General features: G+C 45.0%; 18 protein-coding genes. 14 read left to right on the top strand and 4 right to left on the bottom strand.

All coding sequences use genetic code 11. The features are described 5' to 3' along the window. The first annotated feature begins 590 nt into the window (after positions 1 to 590). Positions 591 to 1,988, top strand: coding sequence for an amino acid permease (locus LC455_RS25600; protein ID WP_223595248.1), 1,398 nt, complete (start codon positions 591 to 593; stop codon positions 1,986 to 1,988). A gap of 71 nt (positions 1,989 to 2,059) precedes the next feature. Here the strand turns inward: LC455_RS25600 and bshB2 are convergent, their stop codons facing one another. The 3 genes from bshB2 to pdxK all read right to left on the bottom strand — a co-directional run bounded on the left by bshB2 (position 2,060) and on the right by pdxK (position 4,084). Beyond that, positions 2,060 to 2,731 carry a bacillithiol biosynthesis deacetylase BshB2 gene (gene bshB2 / locus LC455_RS25595; protein ID WP_223595246.1) on the bottom strand — a complete coding sequence of 224 codons (672 nt, stop codon included), beginning with the start codon at positions 2,729 to 2,731 and terminating at the stop codon, positions 2,060 to 2,062. A gap of 23 nt (positions 2,732 to 2,754) precedes the next feature. Further along, a complete protein-coding gene (locus tag LC455_RS25590; protein WP_223595244.1) occupies positions 2,755 to 3,102 on the bottom strand; it encodes a YojF family protein in 348 nt (115 codons plus the stop codon). Positions 3,103 to 3,241: 139 nt separating this feature from the next. Further along, positions 3,242 to 4,084: a pyridoxine/pyridoxal/pyridoxamine kinase gene (pdxK, locus tag LC455_RS25585; RefSeq protein WP_223595242.1), complete on the bottom strand. Its 843-nt coding sequence runs from the start codon at positions 4,082 to 4,084 to the stop codon at positions 3,242 to 3,244. A 274-nt stretch (positions 4,085 to 4,358) separates the two neighbouring features. Here pdxK and fdhD point away from each other — a divergent pair, with 274 nt between their 5' ends. The 13 genes from fdhD (at position 4,359) to LC455_RS25515 (ending at position 17,397) form a co-directional block, all read left to right on the top strand. After that, entirely contained in the window at positions 4,359 to 5,135 is a 777-nt protein-coding gene (gene fdhD / locus LC455_RS25580; protein ID WP_223595240.1) for a formate dehydrogenase accessory sulfurtransferase FdhD, read from the top strand. A 258-nt stretch (positions 5,136 to 5,393) separates the two neighbouring features. Beyond that, positions 5,394 to 8,372 (top strand): formate dehydrogenase-N subunit alpha, encoded by a 2,979-nt coding sequence (gene fdnG, locus LC455_RS25570; protein WP_263297911.1) that lies wholly within the window; start codon positions 5,394 to 5,396, stop codon positions 8,370 to 8,372. Further along, positions 8,372 to 9,199, top strand: a complete 828-nt coding sequence (locus tag LC455_RS25565) for a 4Fe-4S dicluster domain-containing protein (protein ID WP_223595236.1) — start codon at positions 8,372 to 8,374, stop codon at positions 9,197 to 9,199. The genes fdnG and LC455_RS25565 overlap by 1 nt, the downstream gene beginning before the upstream one ends. After that, a complete protein-coding gene (locus LC455_RS25560; protein WP_223595235.1) occupies positions 9,192 to 9,899 on the top strand; it encodes a formate dehydrogenase subunit gamma in 708 nt (235 codons plus the stop codon). The genes LC455_RS25565 and LC455_RS25560 overlap by 8 nt, the downstream gene beginning before the upstream one ends. 185 nt (positions 9,900 to 10,084) lie before the next feature. Then, complete coding sequence (locus LC455_RS25555; protein ID WP_223595233.1) at positions 10,085 to 10,900, top strand: formate dehydrogenase accessory protein FdhE; 816 nt, start codon at positions 10,085 to 10,087, stop codon at positions 10,898 to 10,900. Beyond that, positions 10,897 to 11,496 (top strand): molybdenum cofactor guanylyltransferase, encoded by a 600-nt coding sequence (gene mobA / locus LC455_RS25550; protein ID WP_223595230.1) that lies wholly within the window; start codon positions 10,897 to 10,899, stop codon positions 11,494 to 11,496. Before LC455_RS25555 ends, mobA begins: the two co-directional genes overlap by 4 nt. Positions 11,497 to 11,513: 17 nt before the next feature. Further along, positions 11,514 to 12,746, top strand: a complete 1,233-nt coding sequence (locus tag LC455_RS25545) for a molybdopterin molybdotransferase MoeA (protein ID WP_223595228.1) — start codon at positions 11,514 to 11,516, stop codon at positions 12,744 to 12,746. A gap of 12 nt (positions 12,747 to 12,758) precedes the next feature. Further along, a complete protein-coding gene (locus LC455_RS25540) occupies positions 12,759 to 14,684 on the top strand; it encodes a molybdopterin biosynthesis protein (protein WP_223595226.1) in 1,926 nt (641 codons plus the stop codon). Beyond that, the gene (locus LC455_RS25535) at positions 14,681 to 15,148 is read left to right on the top strand and encodes a molybdenum cofactor biosynthesis protein MoaE (RefSeq protein ID WP_223595225.1); all 468 of its coding nucleotides are present in this window, start codon (positions 14,681 to 14,683) and stop codon (positions 15,146 to 15,148) included. The genes LC455_RS25540 and LC455_RS25535 overlap by 4 nt, the downstream gene beginning before the upstream one ends. Then, positions 15,141 to 15,374 (top strand): molybdopterin converting factor subunit 1, encoded by a 234-nt coding sequence (gene moaD / locus LC455_RS25530; RefSeq protein ID WP_223595224.1) that lies wholly within the window; start codon positions 15,141 to 15,143, stop codon positions 15,372 to 15,374. The genes LC455_RS25535 and moaD overlap by 8 nt, the downstream gene beginning before the upstream one ends. 153 nt (positions 15,375 to 15,527) lie before the next feature. Beyond that, complete coding sequence (locus LC455_RS25525) at positions 15,528 to 16,547, top strand: thiazole biosynthesis adenylyltransferase ThiF (protein WP_223595223.1); 1,020 nt, start codon at positions 15,528 to 15,530, stop codon at positions 16,545 to 16,547. Between the two features lie 162 nt (positions 16,548 to 16,709). Next, positions 16,710 to 17,006, top strand: coding sequence for a YwdI family protein (locus LC455_RS25520; protein WP_223595222.1), 297 nt, complete (start codon positions 16,710 to 16,712; stop codon positions 17,004 to 17,006). A 19-nt stretch (positions 17,007 to 17,025) separates the two neighbouring features. Next, the gene (locus tag LC455_RS25515) at positions 17,026 to 17,397 is read left to right on the top strand and encodes a DUF423 domain-containing protein (RefSeq protein ID WP_223595219.1); all 372 of its coding nucleotides are present in this window, start codon (positions 17,026 to 17,028) and stop codon (positions 17,395 to 17,397) included. 63 nt (positions 17,398 to 17,460) lie between these two features. Here LC455_RS25515 and LC455_RS25510 read toward each other — a convergent pair. After that, a partial coding sequence (locus LC455_RS25510) for an IS3 family transposase (RefSeq protein WP_223588723.1) occupies positions 17,461 to 17,549 on the bottom strand: 89 nt, incomplete at its 5' end.

The following is a 17,549-nucleotide window of genomic DNA, read 5'->3' as shown; positions in this document are numbered from 1 at the left end:
ATGAACAACTTTATCCTACCCGCGAAGGGACGAATAGAATGTGATGTACCTCACACCATTTCGGTGGATTTTGAACGTTCTGTGAAAGGGCTCGCAAACCCTAGTAAAAATCGCTATTTTAAATTATTGAACGATTTGTGAATCTTAAGAATACAGAGATTTATGACGTTGGTTGGGACATAAGGGCAAGCGTTTGCCGGGAATTTTTCGAGGCGTAAAAAAGATATTTTGTAGTCTGATAAAATTATTTTGTTCCACATTTATTATTATTTATTGGATAATTTATATTTTGCTAGTAAGACACTTTTAGGTGAAAATTCATCACTATAAGTCCTTCTTTATGCTGGTGGTTTTATAATATTCCGATTTTTTTGTGTTTTTGAAATAATATTGACATTATTCCAATACGATTATAGAATGACACTGTAATATATGAAACGATATACTTCTAATAAAGTTTAAGTCGAACTTTTTCTATTTCGGTTGTAACCGCTTCCAACTTTTGCCTCGCACTAATGGAAATATGAACAAAGGGTTTACATGCATCTTATCTTGGAAGCAACAATAAGGAATAAAGGGGAGGAAAAGAAATGGCAAACAAGGAATTGAGCAGGGGTTTAAGTTCACGCCATATTCAAATGATTGCTTTAGGTGGAACGATTGGGGTAGGTCTATTTATGGGATCTTCCAGCACAATAGGCTGGACTGGTCCATCTGTCATGCTCGCTTATGGAATTACAGGAATTTTTCTATATTTGATTATGCGCGCCATGGGTGAAATGCTTTATTTGGAACCAAGTACAGGTTCATTCGCAACATTTGGCTATAAATATATCCATCCAATCGCGGGATATATGACTGCCTGGAGCAACTGGTTCCAGTGGGTAGTTGTCGGCATGGCGGAGGTTATCGCGATTGGCACCTATATGCAGTACTGGTATCCAGATCTTCCTGCGTGGATTCCGGGACTTATCGCAATGGTTATTCTCGGAACAGCAAACTTTATTTCTGTTAAATCATTTGGTGAATTCGAATTTTGGTTTGCGCTAATTAAAGTAGTTACGATTGTATTGATGATTGTGGCAGGTTTTGGCTTGATTTTCTTTGGCTTTGGCAACGGTGGAGAAGCGATTGGCCTATCAAATCTCTGGAAAAATGGCGGCTTCTTTACTGGGGGCTTAAAAGGTTTCCTTTTTGCACTATCACTTGTTGTTGGTGCTTATCAAGGTGTAGAGCTTATCGGTATTACAGCTGGTGAAGCAAAAGATCCTCAGAAAACATTAAGAAACGCGATTCAAAGTACAATTTGGCGTATTCTTGTATTCTATATCGGTGCTATTTTTGTTATTGTTACTGTTTATCCTTGGGATAAGTTAACTTCACTTGGAAGCCCTTTTGTAGCAACTTTTGCAAAAATCGGTATTACAGCTGCTGCTGGAATCATTAACTTTGTTGTAATCACTGCTGCGATGTCAGGCTGTAACAGCGGTATCTACAGCGCAGGACGCATGCTTTATACTCTTGGAGTCAATGGACAAGCTCCAAAATCGTTTGCGAAGGTTTCAAGCAACGGGGTGCCATTAGTCGGTACAATCGGAGTACTGATTGGCCTTGGCGTTGGCGTAGTGTTAAGTTACCTTGCACCAGAAAAACTGTTTGTGTACGTATATGCGGCAAGTGTCCTTCCTGGGATGGTTCCTTGGTTTGTTATCCTAATCAGCCAGACCAAGTTTAGAAAGGTCCATGCAGACAAAATGGCCAGCCATCCATTTAAAATGCCGTTTGCGCCTGTTACTAACTATGTAACTATCGCCTATCTCGTAGCGGTCCTTATTGGTATGTGGTTCAATGAAGACACACGTGTTTCACTGATTGCGGGTATTGTCTTCCTGGCTCTCGTGGCCATCAGCTACTATGCTTTCGGAATCAACAAACGTGTACCTGCCGATATTCAAACAGAGGATTTTACAGATAAGAAAGCAATTTAACGGGTTTGTTTTAAGATATATATTGGAAAAACAATACGAAAAAGCCCTTCAAAACTGAAGGGCTTTTCAATTTAGTTGGCAAATTTATAAGTCCAAAACCGTTCGTTGTTGATCCATACCATGATTTGCGGATCTTTGTTTTTCAACTTTGCCTCTACATCTTTAAACATCTGCTCGGTCTGGGAGCGGTGCGCCTGAATAGCGGCGAGCTTTTGTTTAGCGACAGGGGTAATGTTGTTGATAATGTCAGCCTCACCAAGCTCCTCGACGCAATTATTTGAAAATGCGACACAGTGTAACGTTGGCCTTGCGGCGGCAGGCAGCTTTTCAACAGCTCTCACGACTGCCGCACCGGTGGCATCATGGTCCGGGTGAACGGAATAGCCGGGATAAAAAGTAATGATTAAGGAAGGATTCAATTCTTTAATGAGTTCTGACATGGTGTTTGTCAGCTTTTCTTCATCCTCAAATTCAATTGTTTTATCACGGAAGCCGAGCATCCTGAGATCCTGAATGCCGAGAACCCTGGCAGCCTCCTGCAGTTCTTTTTTTCTGATTTTAGGAAGATTTTCCCGATTTGTAAACGGAGGATTCCCCATGTTTCGTCCCATTTCCCCCAGCGTTAAACAGGCATACGTCACCGGTGTTCCATTTTGCACATGTGTGGCAATCGTTCCGGATACTCCAAATGCCTCATCATCAGGGTGAGGGAAAACGACCAGGACTTGACGTTCTTTTTCCATCTTCATTCTCCTTTCCACATTGCTTAAGCAAATGGTGTAGTACTGATTTCTAGTGCAACGGCGAGCCTTCCTTCATTGTCGTGGCCGGCCATTAAAAGGTGATTTTCTTCATCTATTTCAAAATGTGTGATCCCTTCGGCATAAACCCAGCCGAGGTTAATTTTTAAACCGACCCGGTGTGGTCCTTTGCCGGTGATTTTCCCTAATTCATAACGGACAAGGGCGTTCCTGATGTAAGCTCCCGCATTAAAGAAAGATTGATCTTTATGGGATGCATAGGCTCCGTTCGTTGTTTCAAGGTGAATGTAGACATCTTTATTCGCAAAATGATTAATGGCTTCTTGAACCTTTTTAATATCAACTAACTCCAAGGCTAATGTCTCCTTTCCCTTTCGTACCTAATGACTATTTTTCATTAATAATGTATCCATCATACTAAAATCTGTTAAAAAATGCGAAAACCATGCACAAAAAAGAACCGGACACTAAGGCCACGGTTCTCCACGCTATTTACTCTTCACAATCTTCGCAATACTCGGTAACGGCTCCGGCACTGCGGTACGCCCCGTGCCAGGTAGGACCCACGTATTCATTTAAGCGGAAACCCTGCTGGATGCCCGCTGAAACAAATTGCTTGGCCACATCGACTGCTTCATAAACGGATAGACCTTTTGCCAATCCAGCAGTGACGGCTGAAGAATTCGTACAGCCTGCCCCATGAGTGAAGGTGGTCTCAATTTTAGGAGACTCGTAAATTTTGAAGTCCTTACCATCATATAAAAGATCAATGGACTTTTCTTCTGACTGCAGCTTGCTGCCGCCTTTAATGAGGACATGCTTCGCGCCTAAATCATGAATTTTCACGGCAGCGTTCTTCATGTCATCAAGCGTACGCGGTGTACCTGTCCGGGCAAGCTGCCCTGCTTCAAACAGATTTGGTGTCACAACAAAAGCTCTTGGCAATAATAGCTCGCGCATTGCATCCGCTGTCTCCGGATTTAACACCTCATCTTCGCCTTTACACACCATAACAGGGTCAATCACGACGCGTCCGAGTTTGTGTTCATCCATTTTTCTTGCCGCTAATTCAATGATTTCTACCGTTCCAAGCATCCCCGTTTTCATGGCGTCGATGCCGACAGAGAGAATTGTTTCCAGCTGCTTTTCAAGGATATTCACATCGATGGGGAAAACCTCATGATGCCAATGGTTTTTTGGGTCCATGGTAACGATGCAGGTAAGGGCGGTCATTCCGTATACGCCAAGCTCTTGAAATGTTTTTAGGTCTGCTTGAATCCCTGCCCCGCCGCTTGAATCCGAACCGGCAATAGTCAATACTTTATTAATTGTCATTATGTAATCAACCTCCTCATTCTATAAAACCTCTTCTTTATTATAATTCATCTTTTTAAATTTAACAGAAATCCGCAATAGTTGACAGAAAAATGACAAATGAAGCATTTTTACTATTTACAAGTGCTTAGCGTGATAAAAATTACTTTCAAACAATAAATGGAAAAGTACGATTTAAGTAAAAGGCCTTAAGCCAGATTGCTGTGATAAAAATTGTTGAAAGCGGTTTAATCCAAACGTTAAATTTAAAAGTACCCTTTAGGGAGGGAAAATAATGAACCGGAAAGGCTGTCCTGATGAATATCCCATTACCTTGCTGATTAACGGCTGTGAAATCGCTGTTTTTCAACTGACAAAATATAACCTTGAAGACTGGACATATGGCTATTTGTTTTCTGAGGGATTTATCCAGGATGCCAATGATATTGAGTCAATCGTCGTCAATGAAGAAGTTGGCAGTATCAGTGTATCGCTCCACTCCGATTTTGATGAAGAGCAGGTTTTTTCAAAAAGGAAACATTACACGGCCGGCTGTGGCAGAGGAGTTACCTTTTTCTCGATGACCGATGTGAAAAATTTTAAAAAAATAACCGCTGATCAAACCTATCCGCTTACCTATCTCTTAAAAAAACGAAGTGAATTTGCCCAAAATTCGTCGCTCTATCTGGAAACGGGCGGCATGCATGGGGCCTGCATTGTTAAGGAAGACGGCACCATGGAAATCCGCGAAGACATCGGACGGCATAATGCTGTCGATAAAATTATTGGCTTTTGCCTTCGAAATCGCCTGCAGCCTGGAAGGTTAATTTTATTAACAACCGGAAGGGTTTCATATGAAATGCTCTCAAAGGCAGCGAAATTCGGCTTTCCTGTCATCGCTTCGCGTACAGCCGCCACTAAACAAGCTGTACAGCTGGCAAAATATTTAAATATTGAGGTCATTGGCTACTTAAGGGGAAAGATGGCGATGATTTATACCCGTGCCGGCAGAGTCGAAAACGATGTCACACCAGATCCTGCTTTCGAAAGAGCCTTTGAAGGGGGGAATTAAAGGACTAGCAATTAGAGAGAAAAAATATGTCTAGCTCCATCGCCTAGGAGCTCGAGGTCATAAGCCAAACCGTCAAGAAGGTTAAAAAGCAACCTTCTCACCGGCTCGTCTTATGCTTGTCGCCCCTGGGCACTAAGGGTAGCTACTAAGAGAATAAGCTTCGCAGGAACAAGCTCTGCTTGTTCCGAAGGCGCTTCCGCTTTTCGTGGGATGTTCTGTTGAAATCAAATCTTGGGAAGGAGATTCGAAATGGTTGATATGAACCTAAATCGCCGGCAATTTTTAAAACTTTCAGGCGCCACAGCAGCGACCCTTGCAATCATGGAACTGGGCTTTAATGAGAAAAAAGCGTATGCGAAAACAAAAGAATTCAAAATTGCCAAAGCTACTGTAACACCAACCATTTGCTGCTATTGCGGTGTTGGATGCGGAATCCTCGTCCACACCAAAAACAATACCGTGGTTTATACGGAAGGGGATCCGGATAACCCGATTAACGAAGGAAAGCTATGCAGCAAGGGAACCACATTAAGACAGCTATATACCTCTGAAAAGCGCTTAACCAAGCCGCTATATCGCGCACCAGGCAGTAATAAGTGGGAAGAAAAAGATTGGGATTGGATGCTTGACACCATCGCCAAACGCACAAAAGAAACGCGTGACAGTTCATTTGTTGAAATGGAAAACGGTATTACCGTTAATAAAACTGAAAAAATTGCCAGCCTTGGCGGCGCGGCACTTGATAATGAAGAAACGTACTTGCTCTCGAAACTCATGAGGGGCCTTGGTGTAGTCTATTTAGAGCACCAGGCACGAATATGACATAGTTCAACGGTTGCCGGTCTGGCACCTACATTTGGTCGTGGAGCAATGACTAACCATTGGAATGATCTGCAGCATACGGATTGTGCGTTGATTATTGGCGCAAACCCTGCAGAAAATCACCCAATAAGCTTTAGATGGCTGACGAAGGCCAAGGAAAACGGCGGAAAAATCATCTCCGTTGATCCGCGCTATACAAGAACTTCTGCACAAGCTGACGTTTACGCTGCCCTTCGCTCCGGTACGGATATTCCGTTTATCGGCGGGATGATTAAGTATGCGCTTGAAAACGATCTCATCCACAAAGAGTATGTTGTTAACTATACAAATGCCTCCTTCATTGTCAAAGAGGGCTATGATTTTAATGACGGTCTGTTCTCAGGCTATGACGAAGCAAAACGAGTGTATGATAAAACAAAATGGGCTATTGAATCAACACCGGACGGAAATCCAGTAAAGGATCCAACTTTAACCCATCCGCGTTCCGTCTTCCAATTAATGAAGAAGCACTATTCACGTTATGATATTGATACTGTAACAACAGTAACAGGCACACCAAAGGACGATTACCTAAAGGTTTGCAAAACCTTCTGTGAAACGGCGAAGGTCGGAAAAGCCGGCACAATCATGTATGCAATGGGAACTACCCAGCATACGGTCGGCTCACAAAACGTCCGCATCTATGCGATCCTTCAGCTCCTATTAGGAAACATTGGCTTACCGGGCGGCGGCATCAATGCAATGCGCGGCGAATCCAATGTACAAGGATCAACGGACTTTGGCTTATTATTCGATAACCTGACAGGCTATCTTGGCGCGCCAAAAGCAACGGTGCCTGAGCATGCAACCTTGAAAGGCTATTTGGAAAAAGAAACACCAAAAACAGGTTATTGGAGCAACAAGCCTAAATTTGTAGTCAGCTTACTGAAAGCGTGGTACGGGGCAAATGCCACCGCTGAGAGCGAATTTGGCTACCAATTTTTACCAAAAGGCAACAAAAACTACTCCCATATCAATCTATTTAAAGCGATGTACAACGGCGAGCTTGACGGTGCCTTCCTATTTGGAACAAACCCGGTTGTTGGCGGACCGAATGCCGGCAAGGAAAAAGAAGCCCTTAGCAAATTAAAATGGCTCGTTGCGATTGACCTTTGGGAAACGGAAACTTCAGCATTCTGGCAAAAAGAAGCCGGCAGCAATCCGGCAAACATTAATACAGAAGTATTCTTACTGCCAGCATCTGCATCTTTTGAAAAAGAAGGCAGTGTTTCCAACAGCTCACGCTGGATGCAGTACCGTTGGAAGGCGATCGAATCACTTGGTGAAGCAAGGCCAGACCTAGATGTCATTCATGAGCTTGCTTTAAAACTGAAAAAAATGTATGCGAACAGTCCAAAATCAGCTGACAAGCCTTTCTTAGCTATGGATTGGAATTACGGCGACGGAGAAGAACCAAATATCGACCTTGTTTGTAAAGAAATCAATGGCTATGACTTGAAAACTGGAAAATTAATCGCCGGTTTTGGAGCGCTGTTGGATGATGGTACCACTTCTAGCGGCAACTGGATATATTCCGGCTTCTATCCTGAAGAAGGCAAAAACAAGTCAAAGAACCGTGACAACAAGGATTTAGGCGGCGAACATTATTTGAATTGGTCCTTTGCGTGGCCGATGAACCGCCGGATTCTTTATAACCGTGCGTCTGCCGATCCAAGCGGTCAGCCGTGGAGCAAGGAAAAAGCCGTAATTTGGTGGGATGCAGGACAGAAGAAATGGGTTGGCAAGGACGTTCCAGATTTTAAAGCGGTGACAGCACCAACAGAACCAGGAGGAACAGGTGCCTTTATGATGAACAAGGATGGTGTTGCCTTATTGTTTGCACCAACCTTGAACGACGGTCCATTTCCAGAGCACTACGAACCGTTTGAAAGCCCAGTTCCGAATGCATTCAATAGTCAGCAATTAAATCCAGCAGCCGTCATTATTGAAGGCGATTTTAATAAAAAAGGCGATAAGAAGAAATATCCGATTGTCGCCACGACTTATCGGGTAAGTGAACACTGGCAATCCGGCTCGATGACACGCAACCAGGAATGGCTCTCAGAGCTTGCCGGACATATGTTTGTCGAAATGAGTGAAGAGCTTGCCAAAGAAAAAGGCATCAAAAATAAAGATCAAATCATTGTCAGTTCCGCACGCGGGCGCATCTTGGCCTATGCGATGGTGACCAAACGCTTTAAGCCAATCGGTGTGAATGGCAAAAAGATTCATGAAATTGGAATGCCATGGCATTTTGGCTATAAAGGGTTTGCTACGGGAGATACCGCGAACCGCCTGACTCCTCATATTGGAGATGCCAACACGATGATACCTGAATTTAAGGCATTCTTGTGCGACGTCAGGAGGGCTGACTAATGACGAAATATGTGAAATATGTTGATGTAACAAAGTGTGATGGCTGCCGTGCCTGTATGGTGGCCTGCAAAAACTGGAACGACCTGCCGGCGGAACCGACGGATTTCTTGGGGAGTGTCCAATCACATCCGAAAACAACAGCTGATACTTGGAATGTCCTGCAATATATCGAGCATGAGAATGGAAAAGGCGATTTGGAATATCTTTTCCGTCATTCCTCCTGCTTCCATTGCACAGATGCTGCCTGTGAAAAGGTATGCCCGGAAAATGCCATCAGCTATACGAAATATTGCTCTGTTGTGATTAATCAAGATAAGTGCGTCGGCTGCGGCTATTGCGTTCAAAACTGTCCGTTTGAAGTGATTTCGTTAAAGACCTATAAAGATAAAAATGGCAAAGAGTACAGAAAGTCTCATAAATGCACAATGTGTACGGACCGCTTGGAGGAAGGGCTGCAGCCTGCCTGTGTCACTACCTGCCACACAGGCGCGATGGAGTTTGGCAGCAAGGAAGCGATGCTTCAAAAAGCGGAGAAGCGTTTAAGTGAAATCAATGGCCGTTTCCCTAATGCCAATATTTACAATCCGCAAGGAGTCGGCGGCACACATACGGTTTACGTGTTGGCAGAAAAGCCGTCCATTTATGGTCTGCCGGAAAATCCGAAGGTGCCGACGTCTGCCGTTGCCTGGAAGGATTATGCTCAGCCAATTGGCAAGATGATGCTGGGGGCGACAACGATGGCGCTTGTTGGAGCGTTTGTCACAAATAGGCTGTTTAATAAAGAAAGCAGGGGCGAAGGTCAAGATGGAGGTGGAAGCCATGAGTAAACAGCAGGTTAAGCCTGATGTGCAAGTAAAGCGTTTTTCTAAGGCGTTTGTCTGGGCGCATGCCATCAATGCTCTTTCATTCTGCGCGCTCTACATTACAGCGCTGCCAATGTATACTGAGTTTTTTGACTGGCTCTATCCAATCCTTGGCGGTCCGGCGAATGCCCGTCTGCTGCATCGCATTTTTGCGGTAGCCTTTGTGTCACCTATGATTATCTATTTAATTTTTGACACTAAAGGTTTTTTCCACTGGATGAAAGAGCTTGTCACTTGGAAAAAGCGGGATCTGGAATTTTTCACTGAGTTTGTGAAAGAACTGTTTGGCTTTAAGTTTAAGCATGTGAAACAAACGTTCTTTAATGCCGGTGAAAAAATTAACTCGATTCTGCAAATTCTTTGTGCTGTTATGATTATTGGTTCAGGCTTCCCAATGTGGTTCCCTGAGTATTTTCCGAGAGCAGTGGTTCAATGGGGTTACTTTTTCCATAATGTCGGTTTCGGCCTGGCGATTGCTGTTATTGTCGGCCATATCTATTTGAGCGTGATTCACAAAAACTCCCGCCCTGGCTATACCGGTGTGGTAACTGGCAAGGTTCCGGCCTGGTGGGCGAAGGAGCACTACACAGAATGGTATGAAGAAGAAGAGAAAAAAGGCAATTTCCCTAACTTGGACGATCCAAAACGAAAAAAAGGCGCATAAAAGTAGTTTCAGGAGATGGCTGTCGAGGTAAAGGCAGCCATTTCCTTTAAAAAGATTTCTATATCGGCGGAAATAGGCAACTTAACGGCGAATATGGGGCATATATCGGCGGATTTTTCATTTTATCGGCGAATCCAAGCCCCTTATCGGCGAATAAAAAAACTTGAAATAGAGGTGCGGCAACAATGATTAAATCGGTTGTTTCAAAAGAATACCAGAGTCTGCAAAAGGAAATCGTAGCCCTTCAGGAAAAGTGGAAGCAAATGATCGACCCGGAAACAGTCAAACCGAATCTGGATAAAGCAGCAATGTCAGCAGGAGTGCCTGCTGCAGCCTTAACGGTTATTAATTTTGAAATTTCCCTATTTTTACAGTGGATAGAGGAAATAAATGCTACCCTCGTAAAAAGCAATTCTGAACTAGAAAAAAAGCTTGAGAGTATTAGCAGCCTGTTAAATAAGGAAATCGCGATTCGCTGGATTGAAGAGGCCTTCGCCTGCAATCATGATTATTTTGCTAGATTTGCTGTAGAAAACGGCTTGGAAGAATGGGTTCCCCATTTTCTTGCTGAAACGGCGATTCGTCCATACCTGCAGTTAATAGCGGAAAAAGTACAGACTGCGGTTGACCTTGCTGTACTGGGTGCAGGCTGTCCTGTCTGCGGTGAGCCCGTAAGGTTAGCCGCACTTGAAGAAGAGGGGAAAAAAATCATTCATTGTTCGCGCTGCCAGGCACGATGGAACGCGAAACGACTGGAATGTTCTCACTGCGGCAATGAAGACCATAAAACGATTCAATTCATTCAAATTGAAGGGGACGCCGTATCGCAAATCCAAGTTTGCGAACAGTGCAACGGCTATATTAAAATTATTGATACAAGACAATACATCGAAAAGCCCTCTGCAGCCATGCTGGATTTGAATTCCATTCATTTAGATTTTATAGCCCAGGAAAACGGGTATCACGCAGTTGGGGAACTGAAAAAAGAGGGTGCTTCATGAAAGCAGCGGTTATTATTTTATCAGGCGGGAAATCGAGCCGGATGGGCACAAATAAAGCCCTATTAAAAATAAATGAGAAAACCAATATTGAGAGAATCCGTGATACGCTTAGTTCCTCGTTTGATGATATAATTCTAGTAACGAATGATTCAGAACAATATGAATTTTTGAATATAGAAATGACGGCGGATCGCTTTCCAGGCATGGGGCCGCTCGCCGGCCTGCATGCAGGCCTCATCGCAAGCGAAAATGATGTGAATCTTATTGTCGCCTGTGATATGCCGTTTGTATCTGCGGGGCTTGCAGCGGGACTCGTCAGTCTGTGCAGTGAATTTGATGCAGTTATTCCTGTCATCAACGGAAAGCAGCATCCGTTATTTGCTGTTTTTAAAAAAATGGCTGCCGAGAAAGCCGCACAATCGATTGAAGCAGGAAATCTCCGCATGAAAGACCTGCTAGAGCAATTAAATGTCCTATTTGTAACTGAAAAAGAGCTTAAAGGCTTTAGTGAAATCGATATTGAGCGCGTTTTTTTTAATATGAATCATCCTGAGGAATACGAAGACGCCAAAAAGTGGGCTGAAACAGAACATTAAGGGGGACTAAGGGAACCATGCAATTTTTCAAAGTAAAAACAGTTGAAGAGACATTTGCCTTAATCGAGGAAAAAATAGCAGCAATCGGAGCAACAGAGGTTAGGGAGCTTGACCGTGCCCTCCATTATATTTTAGCGGAACCGGTCACAGCAAAGGAAAATGTTCCGGGATTTGACCGTTCAACTGTGGACGGATATGCCGTCCGCGCGAAAGATACGTATGGTTCCTCCGAATCGATGCCCGGCTTTCTCACATTGGCGGGAGAAGTAAAAATGGGCGAAGTCCCGACGGATGAGGTCAGCTCCGGTAAAGCTGTTTACGTGCCGACAGGCGGCATGCTTCCTGCCGGCAGCGATTCCGTCATCATGATTGAACATTGTGAAGACTTAGACGGTCTTTTAAATACATACAAGCAGGCAGCACCTGGAGAAAATATCATCCGTGCCGGCGAAGATATCCGCGAAGGCGAAGTCCTGCTTGATAAAGGTGTGAAGCTTCGCCCGCAGGAAATAGGGGCTCTTGCGTCTTTAGGCATTACTCATGTCACCGTTTACCGAAAATTGACGGTCGGCTACCTCTCGTCCGGGGATGAAATTGTTCCCTATCAAACTGAGAAACTGCTAGTTGGGCAAATCCGCGACATTAACTATTTAACGATTGCCGGCTTAGCGAGCGAATGGAATGTTGACGTCATTTACGGCGGGATTGTCAAAGATGATTTCGCGGAATTTCAGGCCCGGGCACGCGAGCTTTATGAGCAAACAGATTGCTTAATTCTCTCCGGCGGCAGCTCGGTCGGGGCGAAGGACTATACGACCGATGTAATTCAATCTTTAGGGGAACCGGGTGTGTTTGTTCATGGTATTTCAATCAAACCAGGTAAACCTACGATTCTAGCAATGTCGGACGGAAAGCCGGTTATTGGACTGCCGGGTCATCCGGCCTCGGCCATGATTATTTTTCGCTTGTTTGGCGAACAAATTCTTCGCAGGCTTTCAGGAGAGCTGCTGGAGCGGAAGCCTGAGCGTATTTTTGCGAAAATCACAAAAAATATTCCATCTTCAATGGGGCGGTCAGATTATATTCGTGTCCGCTTGTTTGAAAATGCTGGGGAATGGTGGGCCGAGCCGATTATCGGCAAATCCGGCCTGATTACGACGCTTGTAAAAAGTGACGGCATTGCCGAGATTAGTTCAGAAAAAGAAGGTATTTCACAGGGTGAATACGTGCCTGTGATAGCATCACGATAGGGGGAAACGTAAATGTACAAACGAAAAATTTATTTAGAAGACAAACCCCGTTTGGAGGCACGCGACGAAATCTTGGCAGCTTCTAGGCTGAACCCTGAAAAAGAATACCTCTCTGCTGCAGACGCTATAGGCCGCGTCACCGCTGAACCGATTTTTGCCCGGGTGTCCATGCCGCACTACCATGCCTCCGCGATGGACGGTGTTGCTGTTATCGCTGAAGCGACATATAACGCTCACGAGCAAAATCCACTTCATCTTAAGCGCGGCGGGCAATTTTCCTATGTGGATACCGGAAATGCGATTCCATCCCCATTCAATGCCGTCATTATGATTGAGCATGTTCAGGTGATTGATGAAGATACAATTGAAATTATCGAACCGGCAACCCCGTGGCAGCATATCCGCCCAATTGGTGAGGATATCGTTCAAGAGGAAATGCTGTTTCCACAAGGGCATGTGTTAAGGCCTGCTGATCTAGGTGTGTTGCTGGCGGCGCAGCAGACAGTGATCCCCGTTGTGAAAAAGCCGGTAGTGACAATTATTCCAACTGGAAATGAGCTGGTGGATGCTGCTTCAGAGCTTGCTTCCGGAAACATTATTGAATTCAACGGCACAGTGTTTGCTGGTTTTGTGAAAGAATGGGGCGGTGAGCCAAAGCTGCACGCAATCGTTAAGGACGAGCCTGATCGAATTAAAGAGGCTTTACTGGAAGCGGCTGAAACGTCCGATATTATTGTTATTAATGCCGGTTCCTCGGCCGGCTCGAAGGACTACACGGTCCACATCATCGCTGAAATCGGCGAGGTTTTTACCCATGGGGTCGCCGCACGGCCTGGTAAGCCGGTTATTTTAGGGAAAATTAACGAAAAAATTGTTGTCGGTGTCCCGGGATATCCAGTTTCAGCTTACCTGGCCTTGGAGTGGTTTGTGAGGCCGCTAGTGTGCAAGTATTTAGGGATTCCAGTACCTGAGAGACAAAAGGTGACGGTCAAACTTGGCCGCCGCATTGTCTCGTCCATGGGTGCTGAAGACTTTGTGCGAATGAATATCGGCTTTGTGAATGGACAATTTGTCGCCAACCCGCTGACCAGAGCAGCTGGCGTCACGATGTCCTATGTCCGGGCAGATGGCCTGTTAATCGTTCCGCCGAATGTGATTGGCTATGAGCAGGGGGATACGGCAGAGGTCGAACTTCTGCGCCCGCTTGGAGAAATTGAAAAGGCCATTGTATTTAGCGGCAGCCATGATATGACGATTGATCTGCTATCGTCAGAACTGAAACGAGTGCGCAATGACATGAAAATTGTCTCCTCGCATGTCGGCAGCATGGCGGGAATCATGGCAATTCGAAAAGGTGAGGCCCATGTAGCGGGCATTCATTTGCTTGACCCGAGTACAAAGCAATATAATATTTCATATGTACGAAAGATAGTAGCCGGTCTCGACATTGTTCTTTATCCATTTTTAAAAAGAAAGCAAGGCTGGATTTTACCAAAGGGCAATCCGCTTGAAATTGAAGCGGCTGCAGATTTAGTCCGGACGAACGCGAACTTCGTCAACCGCCAAAAAGGAGCGGGTACACGCATCCTGTTTGATTTGCTGCTAAAGAAAGCGGGCCTTTCGGAAGAGGATATTAACGGCTATGACCGGGAAATGTTCTCCCATTTAGCGGTTGCGGCAGAGGTTAAAGGCGACACTCATGGTGCAGGACTAGGAATTTACCCGGCAGCGAAGGCAATGGACTTGGAGTTTATCCCAGTCGCTGATGAAGAGTATGACTTACTGATGACTAGAAGTTTTTATGAAAGCGAAAGCGGCCGTCTGCTGATTTCGCTGATTCAGTCCGCCAGGTTTAAAGAGCAGGTTGAAAAAATTGGGGGCTATCAAGTGGTTGAAAATGCGGAACCGAAGCTTTTAGCTGAAGAGGTGACAGAATGAAAATGTACGAAATTTCGAAGGAACCGATTAATATACAAGCGGTGATTGATAAAGTGGTGCAGCGTGAAGCAGGTGCGATTACCACCTTCATTGGCACCGTCCGCGAATTAACGCATGGAAAGAAAACTTTATTTTTAATCTATGAAGCATATGAAGCGATGGCGGTTAAGAAGCTCGAGCAGATCGGTTCAGAAATAGAAGAGCGCTGGGAGGGCTCCCGCGTCGCGATTACCCACCGGGTAGGGCGCTTAGATATTACTGATGTTGCGGTCGTGATCGCCGTATCGACGCCGCACCGCGCAGATGCTTATGAAGCGAACCGCTATGCCATTGAGCGCATCAAAGAAATTGTCCCAATTTGGAAAAAAGAGCATTGGGAGGACGGCGAGGCGTGGATGGGTAATCAGCTCGAAACGGTTGCCTACCCGAGCGGCAAGCCTGAGGAGAGTGACTTAAATGAATAAAGTGTTGTTTTTTGCGCATTTACGGGATGCCGTCGGCGAAGAGTTTTTGACGTTGGAGGCGGGTGGGAAAACGGTCGCTGAATTGAAAGCGGATTTGGCGGCTCAGTACGACCTTCCGCGAATGGAAACCGTCATGACTGCGATTAATGAAGAGTTTGCTTCCAATGACGAGGTCATCAGTGACGGTGATGAGATTGCTTTTATTCCGCCTGTGAGCGGCGGTTGATTTTTAGATTCGCAAATAAAAGCGGTTGATTCGCAAATAAACTAGGTGAATTCGTAAATAAAATCGCGGTAATGCCTTTTAATAAGCAAAAAAACATGAATTAGTGCATTAAGCTCGCCAAACGGCGAGTTTTCTATTGGCGAGGTGAAAAATTTGAACGAACGGTATTCACGGCAGGTCCTCTTTCCGGGCATCGGCAAAGACGGGCAAGCAAAAATTAGCGAAAAACATGTCCTTATTATCGGGGCCGGGGCTCTTGGTTCAGGTAATGCTGAAGTATTGACCCGAGCCGGAGTCGGGCGGATTACCATCATCGATCGTGATTACGTCGAAGCAAGCAACCTCCAGCGCCAGCAGCTCTACACGGAAGAAGATGTCGCTGAAAAGCTTCCGAAGGCCGCTGCAGCGGAAAAGCGGCTGCACGCCATTAATTCCGATGTGGAAATCCGGGCGATCATCGGTGACGCCAACCCTGAATTGCTGGAAGAGCTCGTCACCGGTGTGGATGTGATGATTGATGCAACGGACAATTTTGAAACACGGATGGCGATGAACGATGTATCGCAAAAATATAAGGTTCCATGGATTTACGGCGCTTGTGTCGGCAGCTTTGGAATGAGTTTTTCGATTATTCCGGGGAAAACGCCGTGCTTGAACTGCCTGCTGCGCAGCATCCCGCTTCAGGGGATGACCTGTGATACGGGCGGAATAATATCTCCTGCGGTGCAAATGGTCATCGCCCATCAGACGGCTGAAGCATTAAAAATGTTGGCTGAGGATTGGGAAGCAGTGCGCACATCGTTTGTCAGCTTTGATTTATGGCGAAACCAATATACGAGTTTGAAAATGTCGAAGGCGAAGTTTGCCAGCTGCTTATCCTGCGGCGAGGAGCGGACTTATCCGTATCTTGACCAGGAAAATATGACGAAAACGACAGTGCTGTGCGGCCGCGATACGGTGCAAATCCGCCCTTCCTCGGCAGGAGAGATTTCACTCGAACGGCTTGCCGGTCAACTTAGTTCACTTGGATATACGGTTAAAGGCAATCCCTATTTAGTTTCAGTGGAAATGGGTCCGGAGCGGATGGTTATTTTTCAAGATGGCCGCGCCCTCATCCACGGAACAAAGGATTTGACGCATGCGAAGTCTATTTACCAGAGAATACTAGGATAATCTTAAGCCCGCGCCTTCATTGGTGCGGGTATTTTAAATGACATAAAATGACATGTTTCACGTGGAACATGAAAATATTGTCGCAGCCCACAGTCTAATTTTTCGTAAAAAGGTCAATACTCAGGTAGAATAGAAGCGAGTCTTAATTTTGAGGTGTCAAACGTGAATATATCCATTCAAAAACTATTAGACAAAATGGAAACAGAATTAAAGCTGGCGCAAACAGCTCAGAAGGAAGAAAGCTTGCGGGAAAAGATTTACTCTATTAAAATATTATGCGAATTGATACTGGAAGAAAAGCCTGGTATTAGGGAAGCTTCATGGAATCCTGCCAGTAAGGTCCAGGTCCAGCCTGTGATCACACAGCCGGCATTTCAGAATCAGCCAGTATCACTGCAGCAGCCTAAAAAATTAGAATTAGGTGACGAAGCAAACGGCGATTCGTTATTTGATTTTTAACAGGGGAGGAAAATTAAAGATGAAAACCTTTATTATAATTGGTGCCATCAATGCCTTTTTGGCCGTTGCACTGGGCGCCTTTGGGGCACATGGATTAAAGGATAGACTGGATGCCCATTATTTAGATATTTGGAAAACGGGTGTAACCTATCAAATGTTTCATGCCACAGGCCTGTTCATTATTGGCCTCCTTCTCGGCAAGGTTCCAGCCAGCACTTTGTTTAGCTGGTCTGGATGGTTGATGCTTGCAGGAATCATTTTATTTAGTGGAAGCTTGTACCTGTTAAGCTTGACGAAGGTAGGCGTTCTAGGAGCGATTACCCCCATTGGCGGCGTTTGTTTTTTAGCGGCGTGGATTTTGATAATCTTCGGGGCGGTAAAACATTTATAAACGAAAAAAAGGCATTGGACTTGAGTAAAGTGTACCCGTTGTAAAGGACATTTTTAAAAAAGGTCATGCCACATCGAGAAGATGATTTCTGTATTCTACAGGGGTCATCTTCTTTAAATTCCATTGATATCTGTAATTGTTATAGTAGGTCA

The sequence above is a fragment of the Neobacillus bataviensis genome (genome assembly GCF_019969725.1).
Note: the sequence above shows the minus strand (reverse complement) of the source record. Positions and strands in the feature narration are given on the sequence as shown.

What these genes read in the sequence shown, in the direction of transcription:
- LC455_RS25600 (WP_223595248.1), top strand. Translation starts at nt 591, where the DNA reads ATGGCAAACAAGGAATTGAGCAGGGGTTTAAGTTCACGCCATATTCAA.
- bshB2 (WP_223595246.1), bottom strand. Translation starts at nt 2,731, where the DNA reads ATGGAAAAAGAACGTCAAGTCCTGGTCGTTTTCCCTCACCCTGATGAT.
- pdxK (WP_223595242.1), bottom strand. Translation starts at nt 4,084, where the DNA reads ATGACAATTAATAAAGTATTGACTATTGCCGGTTCGGATTCAAGCGGC.
- fdhD (WP_223595240.1), top strand. Translation starts at nt 4,359, where the DNA reads ATGAACCGGAAAGGCTGTCCTGATGAATATCCCATTACCTTGCTGATT.
- LC455_RS25565 (WP_223595236.1), top strand. Translation starts at nt 8,372, where the DNA reads ATGACGAAATATGTGAAATATGTTGATGTAACAAAGTGTGATGGCTGC.
- LC455_RS25560 (WP_223595235.1), top strand. Translation starts at nt 9,192, where the DNA reads ATGAGTAAACAGCAGGTTAAGCCTGATGTGCAAGTAAAGCGTTTTTCT.
- LC455_RS25555 (WP_223595233.1), top strand. Translation starts at nt 10,085, where the DNA reads ATGATTAAATCGGTTGTTTCAAAAGAATACCAGAGTCTGCAAAAGGAA.
- mobA (WP_223595230.1), top strand. Translation starts at nt 10,897, where the DNA reads ATGAAAGCAGCGGTTATTATTTTATCAGGCGGGAAATCGAGCCGGATG.
- LC455_RS25545 (WP_223595228.1), top strand. Translation starts at nt 11,514, where the DNA reads ATGCAATTTTTCAAAGTAAAAACAGTTGAAGAGACATTTGCCTTAATC.
- LC455_RS25540 (WP_223595226.1), top strand. Translation starts at nt 12,759, where the DNA reads ATGTACAAACGAAAAATTTATTTAGAAGACAAACCCCGTTTGGAGGCA.
- LC455_RS25535 (WP_223595225.1), top strand. Translation starts at nt 14,681, where the DNA reads ATGAAAATGTACGAAATTTCGAAGGAACCGATTAATATACAAGCGGTG.
- moaD (WP_223595224.1), top strand. Translation starts at nt 15,141, where the DNA reads ATGAATAAAGTGTTGTTTTTTGCGCATTTACGGGATGCCGTCGGCGAA.
- LC455_RS25515 (WP_223595219.1), top strand. Translation starts at nt 17,026, where the DNA reads ATGAAAACCTTTATTATAATTGGTGCCATCAATGCCTTTTTGGCCGTT.